Origin of the sequence: Rhodococcus spelaei (assembly GCF_006704125.1) — a bacterium.
Taxonomy (GTDB): domain Bacteria; phylum Actinomycetota; class Actinomycetes; order Mycobacteriales; family Mycobacteriaceae; genus Rhodococcus_G; species Rhodococcus_G spelaei.
In genome coordinates this window covers 159,967-179,028 of record NZ_VIGH01000010.1, presented here as the reverse complement: position 1 = coordinate 179,028, position 19,062 = coordinate 159,967, and the positions used below count along the sequence as shown (strand labels likewise).

Here is a 19,062-nt window from a genome sequence, read left to right as displayed (position 1 = left end):
AGCGCCGATGGTACTGCACTCGACAGGGTGTGGGAGAGTAGGACACCGCCGAACATAAATTGCGAATGCCTCGCACTACAGTCTCGTAAGAGGGTGTGGTGCGGGGCATTTCGCATTTCCAGGTCATTGCGATCGCGGGCAGCAGGTAGACGCCACAGGGCGGGTACGCGCCCCGGGCGAGCGCGCTGTTCCTCGGTGACGGCGGATCTGCCGGCAATGCGTGGCTGATCGGCGTCATCGCCGGCGCATTCGGCACCAATCTGATGGACCTCCCGACGCGTCCGCCCGCCGCTCGAGCCGGCTACGAGCAAGGCAGAGCCCCTCCGAGTGGCTCGCCGAATTCTGGCGCTGAGGCCACGAACCCAATCAGCAGGCGGCCTACGGGCAACCGCGGTGGCCCGCGCCACTGACCTGACCCGACTCGCGGGTTATAGTTGCGTAATGCAACACGATAGGAGCGGGGCTGTTGCGCAGGTACACGAGGAGATCGTGAACCTGCTCCGCGAGCTCATGACGGGCGAGCGCCCAGCCGACGGACTGCCCACCTTTGCCCAGCACTCGGTGCTGTCGTACATCTCGCGCAACCCTGGCTGCCGTGCCACGGACATCTCCGACGCGTTCGGGGTACATCGTTCGACGGTGTCGCGGCAACTCCGTCAATGCGTCGACTCTGGTTGGGTCCATGCCGAAGCCGGCCCGGTCCGTCAGGGTCACCCGCTCACGCTCACCGTTCGTGGCGGCGACGTTCTCGACGACGCGGACCGGGATCGGCGCGCCGAGGTGGACGCCCGTGTCCGGGACTGGCAGACCGGCGACGTCGCGGAGTTCGCGAATCTGCTCCACCACTTCCGTTCGACGTCCACCCCTGTCCGCACGAACACCGAGACCACCGGAGATGACCACAGTGCGTGAATACACGACCAACGCCGCCTTCACCATCGCCGCCGACGACGCCATCGTCCGGTCGGTCTACCGGCACGCTCGGGCGACGCCGGATCTGGTGCTGTTCTCCCGCCCCGACGGGGACGGCTGGAGCGACGTGACCGCGACCGACTTCGCCGAGTTGGTCACCGGTGTCGCCAAAGGCCTGATCCGGCGCGGCGTGCAGCAGGGGGACCGAGTGGTCCTGCTGTCAGCCACTCGCTTCGAGTGGACTCTCTTCGACTTCGCCATCTGGGCGGCGGGCGCGGTGTCGGTTCCGATCTACGACTCGTCCTCGCCCGAACAGATCCGCTGGATCGTCGAGGATTCCGGAGCCGTGCTGGCGATCGTCGAATCTGACAGGCACACAGGGGCGTTCGCAAGTCTCGGTGTCGATGCACTGTCGATCGAGGTCGACGCGGTCGAGGCGTTGCTCGCTGCAGGCCGCGATCTCGGCGACGATGTGGTCCGAGATCGGGTGGCGCAGATCCGGGCCGACGACCTCGCGTCGCTGGTGTACACCTCCGGTACCACCGGCCGCCCGAAGGGCTGTCGGCTCACGCACCGGAACTTCGTGTCCGAGGTCCGCGGCATCCTGACCGCCAGCATCGGAACGGTCGCCAAGCCGGGCAATCGCATGCTGACGTTCCTGCCGCTCGCCCACGTCCTGGCCCGCGCGGTGTCACTCGCGATGTTCGAGGCCGGCGGCACGCAGGCACACTGGTCGAACTTCGGCACCATCGTCGGGCAGTTCGAGCGGTTCAAGCCGCACACCATCCTCGGTGTACCTCGGGTGTTCGAGAAGGTCCGCGATTCCGCCGCGCAGTCCGCGGCCCAGGGCGGCGCCGTGTCGAAGGCGGTGTTCGACTTCGCCGAGAAGACCGCCGTCCGCTACAGCGAGGCGCTCGACGAGGGCAAGCCGTCACCGCTGCTGCGGCTGCAGCACTGGGTGGCAGACCGGCTCGTGTACTCGAAGCTGCGGACGGCACTCGGTGGTGAATGCTGGTGGGCCATCTCCGGTGGCGGAGCCCTGATGCCGCGACTGGGTCACTTCTTCCGCGGCGTCGGGGTGCCGATCTACGAGGGCTACGGACTGACCGAGTCCACCGCGGCGCACTGCGTGAACGTGCCGGGTGCGCAACGGATCGGCAGCGTCGGGCAGCCGATGGGCGGCAACAGCATCCGGATCGCAGAGGACGGAGAGATCGAGCTTTCCGGTGGCGTGATGTTCGGTGGCTACTGGCACAACGAGCAGGCCACCGCCGAGGCGTTCGACGGTGCGTGGTTCCGCACCGGCGATCTCGGCGCCCTCGACGAGGACGGCTTCCTGACCATCACCGGACGCAAGAAGGACCTGCTCATCACTGCCGGTGGGAAGAACGTCTCGCCGGGGCCGCTCGAGGACCGGATGCGCTCGCACCCGCTGGTGTCACAGGCCGTGGTGGTCGGCGACGGTCGTCCGTTCATCGGTGCGCTGCTGACCGTGGACCCTGAGATGCTGGCGCACTGGAGTGTCGAGAACGGCAAGGGCGACGGGGCGACGATCTCCGCTCTCCGCGACGACCCTGAACTGCGGGCAGCGCTGCAGGTGGTGGTCGACGACGCGAACACCACCGTCTCGCACGCCGAGGGCGTCAAGAGGTTCGCGATCCTCGGCCGAGACCTCACGGAGGACGACGGAGAACTCACAGCCACCCTCAAGATCAAGCGGAACGTGGTCGCGGAACGGTTCGCCGACGAGATCGAGGCCTTGTACCACTGAACACTGCGATGTGCCGGGAAATGAGTGCGACGACCTGCACGTGGCGACCTGCACGTAGTGTGGACCACAGAGCCGAGTCGTGTCTGCGTCACCCGTCGCCCACTGCTCTCCCATTTGTACGGGTCGAGCGCAACGGACGGTCACGCACATCATGGACAACACCGCCAGCCTGGGCATTCAGGCATTCATCACCGAGGTCGCCCAGCGGGGTGGTCGCGCAGTCCGGTTGACCCATTCCCGACGGAACCCGGTCCAGGTGCGCGGCATCGACGGCTCCCTTCATGTGGTGCGGGTGCGGACCAAACTCGAGGGAGACTGGCGGGCGCGACGACAGGACGGGGCCCTCGAGACCGACGACACCGGGTCGCAGTTCTGGGTCTTCGTCGACCTCGCCGGCAGCCGGCCCGAGTTCTTCGTCCTCCCGTCCGAGGAGGTGGCGGCGGATATCCAGAGCGAGGTCGATTTGTGGGTGCGTGAGGCGCCGGGTCGCACCCGGACCGGCGCGCACACCATCGCGGTCGAGCGGGTCGCGCACGGACGCCTGCGGTGGGATCTGCTCGGGCTGTCGGCGACCAGGGACCCGAGCCGCACCCCGGAGCTGGGTGCAGGCGAAGAGGCTGTGGTGCGCAGGCGGCCGGTTCCGGTGAAGCAGGTGGTCGGCGAGGTGGACGACGTGCGTCTTCGCGTCGTCGCGGACTTCGAGGGCTATCGCCTCGTCGGCCGGTACGACGAGGCGACGCATCGGCTCGAGGTCACTCGCGGGCCGATGGAGGGTCGGCGTTTCGACGACCCGACAGCGGCCGCGGTCGCGGTGGCCAGCCACATCAGCGGCGATATCGAGGTGGCGGACGGCTGGAAGTTCTGGCGCGTCGACTGCGCAGAGCGGACGCCGCTCGGCGAACGGGTCGGTACGAGCTGACCCGTTGACGGTCGAGGTGTGGCGGGCTACCAGAGCCGGAAGGCGTTGTCCGAGACAGTGAATCCGTGTCCGGCGTTCTCGCACGTGACGCCGGAGTGCTCGTCGATCGTGCAGGTGAATCCCTGGACGCGGAGTGCCGAGCGGTACGGCAGAACCCTTGCGGCGCCGTCGAACCGGTGAAATGCGGGATCCCCTGAGGAGAAGAACTCGCCGGGCCTGCCGCCGGTCACCCTGATCGAGTTCGGTGCCACCGCACCGGGCGCTCCGGAACCGGGTACGCGCGGCGCATTGGGTGGGAAGGCGCCGTGGCAGCCCGCGACCGGCTGCGGCGCGGTGACGATCGCGCACTCGAATTTCGAGCTGGGACTGGTGAAGTAGTACGACCCGTTCTGGGTGCCAGCGTACTCCGCGACCTGGGCGGCCGGACCCGCCGTCGTGGTCGCCGGCGTCGTGGTCCGGGTGGGTTGTGCGGTCCGGGTGGTGCTGGAAGCGATCGGTTCAGCGGTGGGGGAGGCGTTGCCGCCCACCGTGTTCGCGCACGCACCGAGCAGCGTCGCGGCGCCGAGCACGGTCAGCAGCCGACAGATTCGAGACAGACCCATACCCGTGATCGTAGGGAACCAGCCCTTCCCGCCGAACGTGCACCTGCCGACGCCGCCGACTGTGCACCTGCCGACGCCGCCGAACGTGCACCTGCCGACGCTGCCACTCGGGCGATGCCCCGGCAGGTGCACAGTCGGCGGAGGCGGGCTAACCGAACTCGGCTTGGAACGCGGCGGCCAGGTCGGGCAGTGCCGCCACGGCGACGTCCGGGTCGGCGTCGAGCGCCTGCAGTGCGACCACCATGTCGGTGACGCCGAGCTCGACCTGTGCGGCCGCGTTCGAGACGGTCGCGAGCAGGTCGACGGAGCCGTCGGCGGCTCGCTCGACCGTGAGCCGGCCGCGCACCTGGAGGCTGTCCGTGTCCCGACCTGCCTCGTCGAAGGCGTTGCGCAGGACGGCGATTCCGTCGGAGAGGTCGTCATTGGTTGTGCCCATGATCGGGATCCAGCCGTCACCCCACGTGGCAAGTCGGTGAACGACCGGCTTGGACAGCGTGCCGGACACCCAGATCGGGATGCTCCGACCTGTGCTGGGCCGGGGCCGGCAGTACACGTCGTCGAATGCGATACCGGGCCGGTCCACCGACGCGGGGGCGCCGTCCCAGAGGGCCCGGCACACCGCGAGGGCACCGTCGAGGAGCGGCCCGCGTCGGGCGAAGTCCAGCCCGGCCGCCTCGTATTCTTTTGCCTGCCAGCCTGTCCCGACTCCGAGATCGAGTCGCCCGCCCGACAGCAGGTCGAGGGTGGCGGCCGTCTTCGCGAGCATCGCGCCGCCGCGCAGGGCCGCGATGACGATGCCGGTCCCGAGTCGGATCCGCCGCGTCTGCCCCCGCGACCAGCGCCAGCACCGTCATCGGCTCCAGCCACGGCGAGTCGGGATCGGTCGGGAACGGTCCCCACGAGTACGCGCTTGTGTCCGGGCCCATCACGACGTGATCGGTCACCAGCAGTCGGTCGACGCCGGCCTCGTCGGCGGCTGGCACACCGACAGCAGATGCTCGAAATCGTCTGTCGCGAGCAGGCTCCCGAAGTTGGGGACGTTGAGGCTCAGGGTCGGCAAGGTCGTGCTCCTCAGGGGTTGCGGGGGCGGTTGGTCCAGCTGCCGCTTGCGCGCGGTACCCAGCCCCCGGCGCAGTGCGTCCCGCCGTCGACGTGGACGGTGCCGCCGGTGACGAAGCGCGACAGGTCGGAGGCGAGGAACAGGGCGGCGCCCGCGACGTCGTCGGGGGTGCCCGGACCGCCGAGTGGCGACCAGGTCGGCCACAGGGCGACATCCTGCTCGGGTACCAAGTCCGCGTACGGCACCTGCGGCGTCTCGATCAGGTCCGGGGCGACCGCGTTCACGCGAATGCCCGCCGGTCCGACCTCGGCCGACAGCGATCGGGTGAACTGCATCAGCGCCGCCTTGTACGCGGAGTACACCGTGTGTCCGGGGATCGAGCGATGGGCCTCGACGGTGGTGAGGTTGACGATCGAACCGCCGCCCCGCTCCGCCATTCCGGGCAGCAGCGCGTGCGTCAGCCGCAGGACGTGGCCGAGGTTGACTTCGTGCAGCGCCGACCACTGCTGCGCGGTGTCCGATGCGAACGGCTGCGGCGCCCGTAGGAAATGCCCGACGTTGTTGACGAGTACGTCCGGTCGGTGCTCGAGCACCGCGGGGTGCACTGTCGGCGCGCACACGTCGGATTCGACCGCCTCGATGGAGCCGCCGGCGCCGGGGTCGAACTCGAATTCCGGGGCAGGCGTGACGTCGACGACGAGCACCTGCGCGCCGTGGGCGGCGAAACAGCGCGCGATTGCGGCACCGATCCCGGCTGCGCCGCCGGTGACGACGGCGCGGCGGCCGAGCAACATCGGTCCTGGAGTGGTGGCCACGGTCATACCCGCCATTTCACCGCAGCAGAACCGCTGTGCTCTCCGTTCGTCTCGGCCAACGGGAGGTCGGGCGTTTTGCGCCCCGGAGCGCGGGAGCAGTCCTTGGTACCGTGGCGACAGGACGTGTGCCCAGCTGGTCAGGAGGCTTCCGTGCAGAGCGAGCTGGATGTGACCGCGAACCCACCGGAGACGCTGCGGGTCGACACCCCGGACGGCGCCGTCCGGGGATACGCCGCGGGCAACGTGTTCGTCTGGAAGGGAATCCCGTACGCCACCGCGGGCCCGGAGCGCCGGTTCCGCGCCCCGGTGCCCCCGACACCGTGGGACGACGAACGCGACTGCCGCGAGTACGGGCCGATCGCACCGCAGGCCAAGGCGATGCAGGTCCCGATGGATCCGGGGATGGTGGTCGACGAGGACTGCCTGTCGGCGAACGTGTGGGGGCCGCGGCCGAACGGCGAGCCGCGACCGGTGATGGTGTGGATTCACGGCGGCGCCTACTGCGTCGGCTCGTCCTCGCAGACGGTGTACGACGGCAGGCGGCTGGCCGAACTCGGTGACCTCGTGGTGGTCACCGTCAACTACCGGCTCGGGGTCCTCGGCTTTCTCGACCTCTCGTCCTGCGGCGACGGGTTCGAGGCGAATGTCGGTCTGCGGGACCTGATCGCGGCGCTCGAGTGGGTGCGGCGCAGCATTGCCGCGTTCGGTGGCGACCCGGGCAATGTCACCGTGTTCGGGGAGTCCTCCGGGGCCGGCTCGATCACCACGCTGATGACGTCGCCGCGGGCCGAGGGACTCTTCCACCGCGCGATCGCGCAGAGTGCTCCCGCCACTTCCGTGTACGGCGCCGAACGCGCGGCCGCGGTCGCGGCCCGCTACCTCGAGCTGGTCGGGGTCGGCGCCGGCGAGGCGGACCGGTTGCTGGAGTTGCCGATCGAGAAGCTGACGACCGCGGGCGACGAGTTGCTCGACGAGGTGATCACGACGGTCCCCGGCACGCTGGCGATGGCCCCGGTCGTCGACGGGGACCTGGTGCCGCGGTACCCGGTGGCGGCGTTCCAGAAGGGGTACGCGCACCGTATTCCGCTGATCATCGGGACGAACCGGGACGAGGCGTCGATCTTCCGGTTGACCCGCTCTCCGATCCTGCCCGTCACCGCGGACACCGTGAACCAGATGTTCACCGCGATCGCCTCGGACCACCCGAACCTGCCCGCGTCGCGCGTAGCGGAGATCATCTCGGCCTACCCAGACTGGTCGAAATCGACTGGTGCGATGGCGGTCTCGCGCGACGCGGCGTTCCGGATGCCGTGCCTGTGGATCGCGGACGCGCACAGCCGACACTCGCCGACCTGGGTGTACCGCTTCGATCACGCGACGCCGATGCTCAAGGCGGCTCGTGTCGGTGCCAGCCATGCCACCGAATTGCCCTACGTGTTCGGCAATTTCGGAACGCTGAACGTGGACCCGACGTTCTGGCTGGGCGGCCGCAAGACCGCACTGGAGGTCTCGGGTCGAGTGCAGCGGCGTTGGCTCGCGTTCGCCCGATACGGGGTGCCTGCGGCCCTGGACGCGTCCAAGCACTGGGCCCCCTACCTCGAGGACACGCGGTCGACACTGCTCATCGACAAGGCGGACACGCTCGCCGCCGACCCCGACCGGGACCTGCGGGCGGCCTGGGGCGACAAGGTCATGGGCTTCAGCTGACCCGCAGTGAGGGCACATTCGGTGCCCGAGTCGGCAGTTTTCGCGCATTCGTATCGCAGAGTGTGAGGAAACTCCGGTCCTCTGTAGCGTCTACGGCATGAGCAAGCTGGACGAGGTCGGCGAACGGGAATCGTGGCGCTGCTGGTTGTGCGACGAGCCGGTCGACCCGGACATGTCGGTCAACGACCCGCGTGGCCCGAGCATCGACAGCATCTTCGCCGCGAAGAAGGGCAAGGGCGGGGGACCGGAGCGGCTCGCGCACAGGGCCTGCAACACCAAGAAGGGTGCGATCAAGCCGGTGGTGCCGTGGTCGGACGCGCTGTTCGTGATCGACCCCGCGCCGATCATCGGCGTGGTCGAGCAGCTGACCCGCAAGCCCGGCCGGGTCGCGGTCGCGCGGTGCCCGTCGAAGTCCGACGCCGAGGAGGCGTCGGCCTGGCTGCTGGACCGGTTGTCGCGGCTGGCGCCCGAACTGAGCCTGGACACCAAGATCGAGCCGGGCGGCGGCGGCTTCCTGCTGGTCCTGGTGCGCTGACGCGCAGTGGTGCGGATGTGGGGTGCGGGCACGCCGTGTCCGCACCACTGCGGCGAAGCCGCATTACCGGTCGAGTTCCCGCAGCGCCGGCAGCGCGAAGCAGACCGCGCCGATCACGCACACCGGAATCGCCAGCACGAAGAAGGTGGTCTCGATGCCGACGGCGTCGATCAGCGGCCCCGTCAGCAGGTAGCCGAGCGGCCCGGCGGCGTACGCGGTGGACGTCATCACCCCGACCACCCGGCCGCGCATGTGCTCGGGGCTGCGGGTCTGCATGGCGTAGTTCGCGATCGGCCCGACCGGACCGAACACCAACCCGACCATCAACGCGAGGGTCAGCGTTACCCACAGCGGCGGGAGGAACGCCATCCCGACCATGCAGGCGCCGAGCGCGGACACGGCCAGCAGCATCAGCGTCCGGCGGCGCACACGGGAGGCGAGCGCGCCGTAGGCCAGGGCCCCGATCACCCCGCCGACGGCCATCGCCATCAGCACCCACCCGAGCTGCGCCGGCTGGCCGAGTTCGGTGAAGTAGGTCGGGAACAGGACGCTCTCGACCGGCATGTACAACGCCACGACCGCCATGTCGACGAGCGCGAGGGTGCGCAGTAACCGGTTGTGCCACACGAACTTCAGGCCCTCGAGGGTGCCGGTCCACATCGACTCCGGCCGGGTTTCGCGGTCGGGCAGGCCCGCGCCCTCCAGTCGCAGGAAGGCGATCGTGGCGATTGACAGCAGGAAGCATGCCGAGGTCACCCACAGGGTGTTCACCGCACCGATCATCGCGATCAGGACGCCACCGACGCCGGGGCCGATCAGGTACGCGACGTTGTAGTTCGCCTCGTACAGGCTGTTCGATCGGTCCAGTGTCCAGCCGGCGTCCTTCGCGGCGGCGGGCAGCATCGATTCGCGGGCAGCGATGCCGGCCGGGTCGAAGGCCGCCCCGAGCGCCGCCAGAGCCGCGAGCAGCGGCACCGACAGTCCCACAGTCGCGGCCATCACCGGGATCAGCGCGACCGAGATCCCGGACAGGGCGTCCGAGACCAGGGAGGTGCGACGACGGCCGAACCGGTCGACCACGGTGCCGGAGAACAGGCTCGACAGCAGCAGCGGCAGGGTGGCGGCGCCTGCCACGATCGCGGCGTCGGTGGCCCGCCCGGTCTGCTGCAACACCAGCCACGGCAGCGCGACGACCGTGATGCCGTTACCGGTCGCCGAGAGCAGCGTGGCCAGGTTGATCAGGACAAGCGGGCCACGGCGGCGGGTCGGGGTTACCGTCGGCGCGGTCACGGATCGGTCCTTCGCGTCCGGGGAATGCGTTGGAATCGACGCTAACAGTGCCGTTCGGTCGCGCGCGAGTGATTTTCTCCGCGGCGACGAGTTCCGGGCCGCGAAGTGGTCAACACTGAGAAGGGACGTTCCCGTCGTACCGAAGGAGTCCACCGTGCTTGATCTCGAACCGGCCGCGCGTCAGATGATCCGACTGCTCGACGGCATCACCGACGACCAACTGTCGGCACCGACACCCTGCGAGGCGACAACTCTCGGCGCCCTCGTCGACCACGTCGCCGGGTTCTCGGCGGGCTTCACCGCCGCGGCGAACAAGAATCTGGGACCCGGCACCGCCGGCCCGCCCTCCGCGGACGGAAGCCGGCTACCGGCCGACTGGCGGCAGTCGATTCCGGTCCGCGTCGCCGCCCTCGCGGAGGCCTGGCGCGAGCCGGGCGCGTGGACCGGAATGACGCAGGTCGGGGGTGTCGACCTGCCCGGCGAGGCCGCAGGCGCATTCGCGCTCGACGAGTTGGTGATCCACGGATGGGACATCGCCCGCGCGAGCGGGCAGCCCTTCGACTGCGACGGCCCGGCCATCGTCGCGTGCGCCGACGTGGTGGCATCCACACCCGACGCCGTCCGGGACGCGGGTGGCTTGTTCGGGGCCGTCGTGGCAGTGCCCGACGGCGCGTCGCCGCTCGACCGGCTGGTAGGGCTCACCGGTCGCGATCCGGGGTGGACGCCCTCGAGTGCTCGGCCCTAGGCCAACGCGTCGAGCGCCTCGGACAGGGCGGTCATCGCGGCGAGTGCGCGCGTGAGTTCGCCGTGCCCCATCTGCTGCGCCAGACGGCGGGCGAAAACGGCGTGCCGGGGATTGATCTCGGCGATGGCGGCGCGTCCGGCTTCGGTGGGGGCGACCAACTTGGCGCGACGGTGGGCCGGGTTGTCGCGGTACTCGGCCAGGCCACGTGCGACGAGCAGGTCGGCGATCCGTTGCACGCTCTGCCGCGTGATGCCCATGTCGCGGGCGATCCCGGCGACCGGCAGCGGGTCGCGCCGTACCGCGCCGAGCACCTGCCACCATGCGGCCGTGATGCCCGCGGGACGGGCGAGTTGCTCGGCGACGTCGAGGAACTGGCCGTTGAGCTTGAACGCGGTCAGCGCGGCGCCGCTGAGCAGGTGTCGCGCGTCGGCATCGGTGTCCGTCACTGCGCCGTCAACTCGTGGAAGCCGGCCGGATCCCGGTCGCGGTAGAGCTTGAACCACGATTCGAGCACGCGCGGCTCGAACACCTCGAGTCGCGCGAGGATCGCGTGGGCGAACTCGACCGGGGCGAGTCCGCTCGCGGTGATCAGGCCGTCGTCGTCGACGGCGGGCATGTCTCGGTAGAGCGCTGCGCCCGCATAGCCGGTTCCGGCCAGGAACTCGACGGCGTTGCTGGTGTGCTCCCGGTCGTCGAGCAGGCCGGCCAGGGCCAGCCCGCCGGTCGCACCACAGATGGCCGCGACCGGAACGCCGGCGGCGAGGAACTCGCGGGCCTTCGCCGACCACACCTCGAACTCCGCGGTACTCCAGATCTCGTTGCCGGGCAGGATGAGCATCGCGCTCTGGTCCGGATGTAGGTCGGTGATGGCGAGGTCGGGCAGCATCCGCACGCCGCCCATGGTCGTGATCGGTTCGGTGCTCGCCCCGACCGTCGCGGTGGCGAAACGGCCGGGGGTCTTGTGCCACTGCGGGTTGTTGATGTGGGCGATGGCGTAGCCGACCTCCCAGTCGGCGAGGGTGTCGTACGCGGCGAGGTGCACGGTTTCAGTCATGGACAGCACGCTGTCATGTTGACAGTGCGCTGTCAATGGCGATCGGGCCCGCGCCTACCCTGGATCCATGCCCGAGCGCAACGCGTCAGGACCGACCGGAGCGAGTGGTGCCCGCACCCGATGGGTGCGGTTACGTCGCGAATGGCATTCCCGGCTCGACCCGAGTGAACAGTCGGCGGTGATCTCGTGGGGCGCGTTCACTGCGACCTTCGTCTCGGTCCGCGCGCTGACGCACTGGATCCGCGCCGGGCACGGGCCGACGAGTGGTGGTATCAGCTTGGGTGGACGCCACTTTCACCACTACAACATCGGGATCGCGCTACTGACGGCCGTCGGGGCGGTCGCGATCAGGGGTTCGGAGAAGGACCGTCGACATCCGGCGGTCGCGCTCGCGTACGGGTCGGGTGGGGCGCTGATCGTCGACGAACTCGCGCTGCTGCTGGACCTCGAGGACGTGTACTGGGCGAAGCAGGGCCGCACCAGCGTGGACGCGGCGGTCGGCGTCATCGCGGCCGGCGCAACCTTCTTCGCGGGTCTGCCGTTCTGGCCGGCGGCGCAGAAGGTGCTCGGTCCGCTCGACTGACGTGGCGAATCATGCTGAGCGGCTTAGACGCCCGACTGGGGTCAAACGCGTACACATCGCCGTTTCCGTTGTGGCACAACTATTCCGGTCTGAAATGGCCTGGTGGCCGCCTGTCGCCCTCGAGTCAGTCGACACGAGCAGCGCGGAGCCGCCCTCCACCGCAGACCTTGGACCGCTGAGGGACACCCCACGCGGGCGGCCGTTGGGTGTCAACCCTCAGCGAGCAATTCCTCGACGAGCAGCAGCACATCGCACATGTCCTTGCCACGAACGGACTCCTGCCGCGAACGGTGACTGTGCGCAACGCGGAGGCGCAGGATCGGCGAGGTGACGCGCACGAGTGCGAGCGTGTGAGGTCTGACTATGCCCGTCCACTCACATACGGACAGGCAAGCGGGCGGGCAGGTGGCGCTACTCTGCCTCTCGCGCCTGGAATTGGTCGATTCGCCGCTCGATAACGGTCCCCACCGGCCAGTGCTTCGCGATCACCAGCAGTTCGCGCGCCAACTCTTCAGCCAAATTCGGCGGCCACCCCGCTTGCTGAAGGCCTGATCGGAGAGCCTCGACATAGTCGTCGTGGGTAAACCCCTCGATTTCGGCCACCCGTGCGGTGGTGGTGGCGCGGTGCGAATTGAGGCCGCCGAACGCCCGCCCACAACCGCAGCCGCCGTCGGGATCCGCCTCGTCCTTCGCGCAGACCAGGCCAATCCACACGAGTTCGCCTTCCACGCAGTAGTCGAAGTCGTTGTCTCGCAGTCCTTGAGTCTGCGCAGTCGCCACAAGTGCCCGCATTGTGATTCCCCCTCCGGTCGATTTGACGAAGTGTGGCAGCGAGGTCTGACATTCCCAGTCCACCGTGTCTGGTCGGATGGCAACTGATCGGCGGCCTGGCAGACTCGAGCCATGGACGAGGTGAAGTACGCCGAGGACCTGGTGGTCGGTGACGTGATCGATCTCGGCTCCCACACGGTCAGCGAGTCCGAACTGGTGGACTTCGCGACCGAGTGGGACCCGCAGGACTTCCACACCGACCTTGCTGCGGCCGAGCAGGGCTACTTCGGCGGACTGATCGCCAGCGGCATGCACACCCTGGCGGTGTTCCAGCGACTGTCGGTGCTCGGCGCCTACCGGCACTGGGGCGTGATCGGTGGCCGCGGCCTGCGCGACGTCCGGTTCCTGCGACCGGTGCGGCCCGGTGACGTGCTGACCGGCCTGATGGTGATCGACAGCGTCGAACTGGATGATCGTGGCCGCGGGCTGGTCACCACGACCGGTGAGCTGGTCGACGCGCAGGGCCGGACGGTGTTCAGCCTGCTCACCGAGTCGTACCTGCGCCGCCGGCCGTGACCGGTTCGCCGGGGGTCTGTCCGTCCGGCCTGCGGCGACGCGTCTGATCCGCGACGATTGCCAGAGGTGCCGGGTCGGGAGGTCGGTATGCCGGGAGACGAGCCGCGGGCGCTGCGGCCGCAGATCCGTGCCGTGGCGACGGCGGCGGTGACGGCGGCGGTCGTGGGAGCCCTCGCCCGGCGGTGGTCTGCGCCCCGGCCGGGGGGCGGACCGCGCCCGGCTCTGCTCACTCCCACTCCGACCGCGTCCGTCCCGGCACCGCCGCGCGTCGAGGCGCTACCGGACGCGGAGGAGGTGCAGGTCGCCTACCTCGGGGTGCGCAGGCAGTTGTGGTCCGGACTGCTGACCATCCCGTTCGTCGGCTTCTGGATCGCCGCGCTGGTGGTGTGGGTGGCCACGCCGCCCGGCGAGATCGCAGACGCGGACTCGACTCGGGGGATCGTCCTGGAATGGCGGTCGGGCGTCTCCGGGATGATCAGTCCCGCCGACTCCCTGACGCTCGCCGTCGCCCTGCTCGCGGTCATCGCGACGGTGAACATCGCGGTGAGCTTTCCGGCGCCGCGTAGCTCGGTGATCGACCAGGTCGCGACCATGTTCTGGAGCAACTCGTTGCGGGTGTTCACGTTCTGCGCCGCGGCGGTGGCCGTGGCGTTGGCGCTCGTCAACTGGGCGTCGACGCCGCATGCGCGGTCGTCGGTCGGCGTGCTCGTCGGGGTGAGCGTGATTGCCGCCGGATGCGTCGTGCTGTCCGCGACGATCGGGATCGGCAGCGAGAACGCGGCGCAGCGACGTCGTTCGTTGAGTCAGATCGAGGGCAGGCTCGAGCAGGTCCGGGCACGTCTCGAGCGGACCCTCGGATTCGATTCCACCGCAGCACATGTGGTCGCCGAGCCGGTCCGCTGGTGGGCGCCGTTGCGATACGTCGGCCACGTCCTCGCGGCGGCGGTGGGGGCCGCGGTGATCACCGTCGTGATCAGCGTGGCCGTCACGAGCGTGGTCGGTGAGGGGGAAGGCTGGGCGTCGCTCGTTCTCGCGTCGGTGATCTGGATGGTGCTGGTCACCTCGGTCGTGTGGTACTTCGGCTACCTGCGCTGGACTGGATACCACCGGCGGGAGCAGTGGAGTCTTCGGGTGAGTCCGTGGATCTTTCGGGCGCTGTGGCTCGGGCTGGCGCTGATGCTCGCGCTCGTGGCGGGCGACGGCACGGACCCGAGTTCCTTCGATGTCGGCGTCGTCCTCACCGCGCTGAGCCCCGCGATTCCGATCGCTCTGTTCGCGCTGGCCCGGCCCGACCGACACCTTCCCGTCCTCGGGTGGGCGGCCCGGCCCGTGTGGGGCGCCGTCGTTCGGTCGCTCGAGTCGAGGCGAGCGGAGCTGACCGAACGACGGCGCGAGAAGCTGCAGGGGATGCGACCGGACTGACCTCGCGGGGCGCGGCTACGCCGAGCGCACCGACCGGAAGAACGCCCGCACGTCGCCGACCAGCAGCTCCGGCACCTCCAGGGCCGCGAAGTGCCCGCCCTCGCCGAACTCGCTTCAGTGCACCAGGGTCGGGTTCGCCTTCTCCGAGACGCTGCGGACAGGTCGGACGATGTCGTGGGCGAATACGGCCATTCCGAGCGGGGCGGCATCGGTCGGTCCGCCGCCGCGTGGGCCACCCGACTCGAAGATCAGGCGCGCGGACGAGCCTGCGGTACCGAAGAACCAGTGCAGAGACGCGTCCGTCAGCAACGTGTCGTCCGGCAGCGGGTGTGCCGGGTCCGTCCACTCGCGGGTCTTGTCCGCGATCCAGGCCAACTGCCCGGTCGGCGAGTCGGTCAGGGAGTAGGCGATGGTCTGCGGCCGCGTCGCCGACATCCGCATGTAGCCGGGCGGGTTGGTGAGGAACGTCCGGATCTTCTCGACCCGCGCGACGTCGTCCTCCGACAGCCCGTCGAGGGGGACCGGGCCGTGCGGCAGGTAGTTGACGTGCACGCCGATCACGGCGTCCGGTGCCTCGACCAAGTCAGGCCTCGCTCGGCAGGCGCTGTCACCTCGACCGGAGCGAGCTCGCCGCGATCGTCGGCGAGCTCGAGACGTCGGGATACCTGGCGCGGGAAGCGGACCCGGCGGATCGGCGGCGCAACATCGTGACCATCACACCCGACGGGACCGCACGGCTGACGCGGCTGCGGCACCTGGCATCGGAGGCGCGCGACGATCTGCTCGAGCCGCTCAGTGTGGCCGAGCGAGCCCAACTGACCTCGCTCGTCGAGCGGGTGGTCGAGCATCATGCCGAGCTCCGGGGTTCGGGCTGGGCCTGAGGGGCGGGCCCGGGTGTTACCGCCTCAGGCCTTGCGTTGTCCCGCCATGATCAGCTTCGCGGTGGTCTCGAGGCGCTCGGCGATCTGCGCGTAGGACTCGTAGCCCATGCCGGCGCGCACGAGGGCGCCCGACCAGGCGATCTCCAGTGCCTCGAGCACGTCGGGATCGTGCCGGGGGCCGAGCGCCTCGCTCAGTCGGGCGCGGATCTCCCGCCCGATCCTGATCCGCAGGTGTTCGACGTCCGGATCGTCCCCCATCATCGCGGTGGTGACGGCCGCGGCGAGCTCCGGTTCGTCTGAGACGAGCAACGCGACCTGGCGGAGGACGTCGCAGACCCGCTCGACGGAATCGCCGTCGGCCGGCGTCTCGTGCGGAAGGGCGTTCAGCCGACGCCAGAAAACCTCGGCGACCAGGTGACTCTTGGACGAGAAGTAGGTGTAGGCGGTGGCCGCGGCGACGCCCGCCTCGGTGGCCACCATGCGCACCGTCAGGCCCGAGAATCCGTTAGTGCGCAGGACCGTGACCGCCGCCGTCGTCAGTCGGTCGACCGTCTCGGCCTGCTGCTCGGACAGTCGCCTGCGCGTGGATTCGAACTTGCCTTTGGTGGACACGTGTCCAGACACTACGGGAGTCGCAGGACTCGGGCAAAGCGAGCGCGGTGGTCTGCCTCGCCGTCAGCTGGGCTTCGGTGCCAGGTCCGGGTGCGCCCGGCCCGCCATCAGCGGCAGGTCGAGGTAGGTCTTGATGCCCGGCTCGGCCCGGCAGACGTACGGGATCGAATTGACCAGGTGATTGGCGGTCGCGACGATGCCGGGGTTGCGGTCCCAGCCGTCCTCGGGCCGCGCGGCCTGGAATCCCTTGAAGGTGACGAGCTGGTCGGGATCGCCCTTGATCTCCACCTCGAACCGCTCGCCGGCGTCGCCGAGCGTCCACGCCGGGTCGAGGTCCTCCTCGCCGATCAGCCAGTTGACGGCGACCCGCGCGACCGTCGTCTCGCCGACGACGGCGTCCCACTGGAAACGCTGCGCGGCAACGCGTCCGGGCTCGATGACGCCCATCGGCGAGTCGATCATCGCGGTCGCCACCGCGATCTGGTGGTCGGTGCGGATCTCCGCGGTCGGGTCGAATCCCATGCCGTCGAGGATCAGTCGCAGCGACTGGGTGAAGCCCCCGGTCAGCATCTTCAGCATCGGTCCCACCTTCGCCTCGTCCGGCGTCGCCCCGAAGCACATCACCCAGCGCAGCACGTCGGGCGCGTTGTACCCGCGCATGTCGGAGAACTCCTCGGCGCGAACGAAGGTCGCGGCGGACGTCATCACCGACAGCGCCAACGGAAACAGGTCGGTGATGCCACCCGGGTCGATACCCGTGCCGTGCAGGGTCACCCCCGCGTCCCGGGCGGTGGTCTCCATCCTCGCGTCGGCCTCGGTGGGCCGGAACCAGCCGAGCGGTGTCACCACGTTCTTGCCGGACTCGAGCAGTCGTGCGACCTCCCGTTTGTCGGGCATCAGCGGGGCGTAGACCACGCAGTCGGCGTCGAGCGCGTAGACGGCCTCCGGGTCGTCGGTGGCGAGAACCCCGATCGGGCCCTGCCCGACGATCTCGCCGACGTCGCGGCCGACCTTGTCCGCGGAGTGCACCCAGCACCCGACCAGATCCAGGTCGGGGTGGCGGAGTATGCCCTCGATCGCAGCGCGGCCCACCCCGCCTGTCGCCCACTGGATCACCCGGTACGCCACTGTGTCCCCCTCGACTTGTGCGGTACTCCGCTGCATCTCCCGAAGCTCTTCCGGATGCTAGAACACGTTCTACTATTCGGGATGGGAATCGCAGGTCAGAACCTGGAACGTGCGCGAGGGAAGGCGATCGACGTGGTGGACTGGAACGAGGAATGCGACGTGCTGGTGGTCGGGTCCGGTGGGGGCATCACCGGCGCCTACACCGCGGCCCGCGAGGGACTGTCGGTCATGCTGATCGAGGCGACCGACAAGTTCGGCGGCACCACCTCACTCTCCGGTGGTGGCGGCATGTGGTTCCCGGGCAACGCGGTGCTGCGGCGCGCAGGCGACGACGACACCGTCGAGGACGCGCTCACCTACTACCGGGCCGTCGTCGGTGACCGCACCCCGGCGGAGCTGCAGGAGGCCTACGTGCGCGGCGGGGCCCCGCTGATCGACTACCTCGAGACCGACGAGCATTTCGTCTTCCAGGTACTGCCCTGGCCCGACTACTTCGGCAAGGCACCCAAGGCGCGCGCCACCGGCAGGCACATCGTGCCGAAGCCGATCAAGGCGTCCGAACTGGGCGAGCTCCGCGAGTCGCTGCGCCCGCCGCTCGGGGCCGAGCGGCCCGGCGAGGAACTGCCGAAGTACCTGATCGGCGGGCAGGCACTGATCGGCCGATTCCTGTTGGCGCTGTCGAAGATGCCGAACGCGACCCTGCACCGGAGCACCTCGCTGGAGGAACTCGTCGTCGAGGACGGGGCGGTCGTCGGCGCCGTCGTCGAGCACGACGGCCGGCGTCGGACGATCCGGGCTCGGCGCGGAATCCTGTTGGCCGCTGGCGGTTTCGAACAGAACGAGGACATGCGGGCCGAGTTCGGCGTCCCCGGGTCGGCGCGCGACACCATGGGGCCGTGGGGCAACCTCGGCAAGGCGCACCGGGCGGGCATCGCGGTCGGCGCGGACACCGACCTGATGGGTGAGGCCTGGTGGTCGCCGGGCCTGACCCATCCGGACGGCCGCTCGGCGTTCGCGCTGTGGTTCACCGGTGGCCTCTTCGTCGACGACGGCGGCAACCGCTTCGTCAACGAGTCCGCGCCCTACGACCGACTCGGCCGCGACATCATCGCGCACATGGACCGGGGTGGGGTCACCGCGCCGTTCTGGATGATCTACGACGACCGGGAGGGGCAGGTCCCGCCGGTGCGGGCGACCAACGTGCCGCTGTTCCAGACGGAGCAGTACGTCGCCGCGGGACTGTGGAAGACCGCTGACACCCTCGAGGAACTCGCCGCGCAGATCGGAGTGCCCGCGGACGCGCTGGTCGCGACGGTCGAGCGGTTCAACGGGTTCGCCCTGACCGGTGTCGACGAGGACTTCGGTCGCGGCGACGAGGCCTACGACCGGGCGTTCTCCGAGGGTGCCTCCCCGCTGGCGCCGGTCGCGAAGGGGCCGTTCCACGCGGCGGCCTTCGGTATCTCGGACCTCGGCACCAAGGGCGGACTGCGCACCGACGCCACCGGCCGGGTGCTCGACACGTCCGGGGCGCCGATCCGCGGCCTGTACGCCGCGGGCAACACGATGGCCGCGGCCAGTGGAACGGTCTACCCCGGCGGCGGCAACCCGATCGGCGCCAGCATGCTGTTCAGTCACCTCGCCGCGCTGGACATGGCGGCGGGGGACTGACGCGGGCCAGG

General features: G+C 69.7%; 21 protein-coding genes and 1 pseudogene. 11 read left to right on the top strand and 11 right to left on the bottom strand.

Annotation, left to right across the window (positions count from 1 at the left end; translation table 11 throughout):
- Window positions 1-441: 441 nt before the first annotated feature.
- The 3 genes from FK531_RS20645 to FK531_RS20635 all read left to right on the top strand — a co-directional run bounded on the left by FK531_RS20645 (window position 442) and on the right by FK531_RS20635 (window position 3,602).
- The gene (locus tag FK531_RS20645; RefSeq protein WP_142102801.1) at window positions 442-912 is read left to right on the top strand and encodes a MarR family winged helix-turn-helix transcriptional regulator; all 471 of its coding nucleotides are present in this window, start codon (window positions 442-444) and stop codon (window positions 910-912) included.
- Window positions 905-2,683, top strand: coding sequence for an AMP-dependent synthetase/ligase (locus FK531_RS20640; protein ID WP_142102835.1), 1,779 nt, complete (start codon window positions 905-907; stop codon window positions 2,681-2,683). The genes FK531_RS20645 and FK531_RS20640 overlap by 8 nt, the downstream gene beginning before the upstream one ends.
- Window positions 2,684-2,834: 151 nt before the next feature.
- Complete coding sequence (locus tag FK531_RS20635; protein ID WP_142102799.1) at window positions 2,835-3,602, top strand: hypothetical protein; 768 nt, start codon at window positions 2,835-2,837, stop codon at window positions 3,600-3,602.
- Window positions 3,603-3,628: 26 nt separating this feature from the next.
- Here FK531_RS20635 and FK531_RS22800 read toward each other — a convergent pair whose 3' ends face one another.
- From FK531_RS22800 to FK531_RS20620, 3 genes and pseudogenes are all read right to left on the bottom strand, one after another.
- A complete protein-coding gene (locus tag FK531_RS22800; protein ID WP_246098298.1) occupies window positions 3,629-4,204 on the bottom strand; it encodes a hypothetical protein in 576 nt (191 codons plus the stop codon).
- 148 nt (window positions 4,205-4,352) lie between these two features.
- Window positions 4,353-5,264 (bottom strand): annotated as a pseudogene (locus tag FK531_RS20625) (TIGR03619 family F420-dependent LLM class oxidoreductase).
- Between the two features lie 11 nt (window positions 5,265-5,275).
- Window positions 5,276-6,085 (bottom strand): SDR family NAD(P)-dependent oxidoreductase, encoded by an 810-nt coding sequence (locus FK531_RS20620; RefSeq protein WP_246098297.1) that lies wholly within the window; start codon window positions 6,083-6,085, stop codon window positions 5,276-5,278.
- Between the two features lie 144 nt (window positions 6,086-6,229).
- On the opposite strand from FK531_RS20620, the gene FK531_RS20615 reads away from it, so the two are divergent.
- On the top strand, window positions 6,230-7,786 hold the full coding sequence (locus tag FK531_RS20615) for a carboxylesterase/lipase family protein (RefSeq protein WP_435531081.1): 1,557 nt from the start codon (window positions 6,230-6,232) through the stop codon (window positions 7,784-7,786).
- Between the two features lie 97 nt (window positions 7,787-7,883).
- Window positions 7,884-8,321: a hypothetical protein gene (locus tag FK531_RS20610; RefSeq protein ID WP_142102795.1), complete on the top strand. Its 438-nt coding sequence runs from the start codon at window positions 7,884-7,886 to the stop codon at window positions 8,319-8,321.
- Between the two features lie 63 nt (window positions 8,322-8,384).
- Here FK531_RS20610 and FK531_RS20605 read toward each other — a convergent pair whose 3' ends face one another.
- Window positions 8,385-9,647, bottom strand: a complete 1,263-nt coding sequence (locus tag FK531_RS20605; protein ID WP_354003519.1) for an MFS transporter — start codon at window positions 9,645-9,647, stop codon at window positions 8,385-8,387.
- 118 nt (window positions 9,648-9,765) lie between these two features.
- On the opposite strand from FK531_RS20605, the gene FK531_RS20600 reads away from it, so the two are divergent.
- On the top strand, window positions 9,766-10,356 hold the full coding sequence (locus FK531_RS20600; protein WP_246098296.1) for a TIGR03086 family metal-binding protein: 591 nt from the start codon (window positions 9,766-9,768) through the stop codon (window positions 10,354-10,356).
- Here FK531_RS20600 and FK531_RS20595 read toward each other — a convergent pair.
- Both FK531_RS20595 and FK531_RS20590 read right to left on the bottom strand, forming a co-directional pair.
- Entirely contained in the window at window positions 10,353-10,802 is a 450-nt protein-coding gene (locus tag FK531_RS20595; protein WP_142102790.1) for a MarR family winged helix-turn-helix transcriptional regulator, read from the bottom strand. The genes FK531_RS20600 and FK531_RS20595 overlap by 4 nt on opposite strands.
- Window positions 10,799-11,410 (bottom strand): DJ-1/PfpI family protein, encoded by a 612-nt coding sequence (locus FK531_RS20590; protein ID WP_142102788.1) that lies wholly within the window; start codon window positions 11,408-11,410, stop codon window positions 10,799-10,801. The genes FK531_RS20595 and FK531_RS20590 overlap by 4 nt, the downstream gene beginning before the upstream one ends.
- A gap of 67 nt (window positions 11,411-11,477) precedes the next feature.
- On the opposite strand from FK531_RS20590, the gene FK531_RS20585 reads away from it, so the two are divergent.
- Window positions 11,478-11,993 (top strand): hypothetical protein, encoded by a 516-nt coding sequence (locus tag FK531_RS20585; RefSeq protein WP_181763056.1) that lies wholly within the window; start codon window positions 11,478-11,480, stop codon window positions 11,991-11,993.
- A 209-nt stretch (window positions 11,994-12,202) separates the two neighbouring features.
- On the opposite strand, the gene FK531_RS22910 is transcribed toward FK531_RS20585, so the two are convergent.
- Entirely contained in the window at window positions 12,203-12,331 is a 129-nt protein-coding gene (locus FK531_RS22910; RefSeq protein WP_290367641.1) for a hypothetical protein, read from the bottom strand.
- Between the two features lie 73 nt (window positions 12,332-12,404).
- Entirely contained in the window at window positions 12,405-12,785 is a 381-nt protein-coding gene (locus FK531_RS20575; protein ID WP_142102786.1) for a DUF7715 family protein, read from the bottom strand.
- A 111-nt stretch (window positions 12,786-12,896) separates the two neighbouring features.
- Between FK531_RS20575 and FK531_RS20570 the strand changes: the two genes are divergently transcribed.
- Both FK531_RS20570 and FK531_RS20565 read left to right on the top strand, forming a co-directional pair.
- On the top strand, window positions 12,897-13,340 hold the full coding sequence (locus tag FK531_RS20570) for a MaoC/PaaZ C-terminal domain-containing protein (protein ID WP_142102784.1): 444 nt from the start codon (window positions 12,897-12,899) through the stop codon (window positions 13,338-13,340).
- Window positions 13,341-13,427: 87 nt separating this feature from the next.
- Entirely contained in the window at window positions 13,428-14,762 is a 1,335-nt protein-coding gene (locus FK531_RS20565; RefSeq protein ID WP_142102782.1) for a hypothetical protein, read from the top strand.
- Window positions 14,763-14,876: 114 nt separating this feature from the next.
- Here FK531_RS20565 and FK531_RS20560 read toward each other — a convergent pair whose 3' ends face one another.
- Window positions 14,877-15,344 carry a hypothetical protein gene (locus tag FK531_RS20560; RefSeq protein ID WP_142102780.1) on the bottom strand — a complete coding sequence of 156 codons (468 nt, stop codon included), beginning with the start codon at window positions 15,342-15,344 and terminating at the stop codon, window positions 14,877-14,879.
- Here FK531_RS20560 and FK531_RS20555 point away from each other — a divergent pair.
- Window positions 15,332-15,643, top strand: coding sequence for a MarR family winged helix-turn-helix transcriptional regulator (locus tag FK531_RS20555; RefSeq protein ID WP_142102778.1), 312 nt, complete (start codon window positions 15,332-15,334; stop codon window positions 15,641-15,643). The genes FK531_RS20560 and FK531_RS20555 overlap by 13 nt on opposite strands.
- A gap of 24 nt (window positions 15,644-15,667) precedes the next feature.
- Here the strand turns inward: FK531_RS20555 and FK531_RS20550 are convergent, their stop codons facing one another.
- Together FK531_RS20550 and FK531_RS20545 are read right to left on the bottom strand one after the other, a co-directional pair.
- Window positions 15,668-16,255 (bottom strand): TetR/AcrR family transcriptional regulator, encoded by a 588-nt coding sequence (locus FK531_RS20550; protein ID WP_142102776.1) that lies wholly within the window; start codon window positions 16,253-16,255, stop codon window positions 15,668-15,670.
- A gap of 63 nt (window positions 16,256-16,318) precedes the next feature.
- Window positions 16,319-17,419 (bottom strand): NAD(P)H-dependent amine dehydrogenase family protein, encoded by a 1,101-nt coding sequence (locus FK531_RS20545; RefSeq protein WP_142102775.1) that lies wholly within the window; start codon window positions 17,417-17,419, stop codon window positions 16,319-16,321.
- 45 nt (window positions 17,420-17,464) lie between these two features.
- On the opposite strand from FK531_RS20545, the gene FK531_RS20540 reads away from it, so the two are divergent.
- A complete protein-coding gene (locus tag FK531_RS20540) occupies window positions 17,465-19,051 on the top strand; it encodes an FAD-binding protein (RefSeq protein ID WP_435531080.1) in 1,587 nt (528 codons plus the stop codon).
- Window positions 19,052-19,062: the final 11 nt, after the last annotated feature.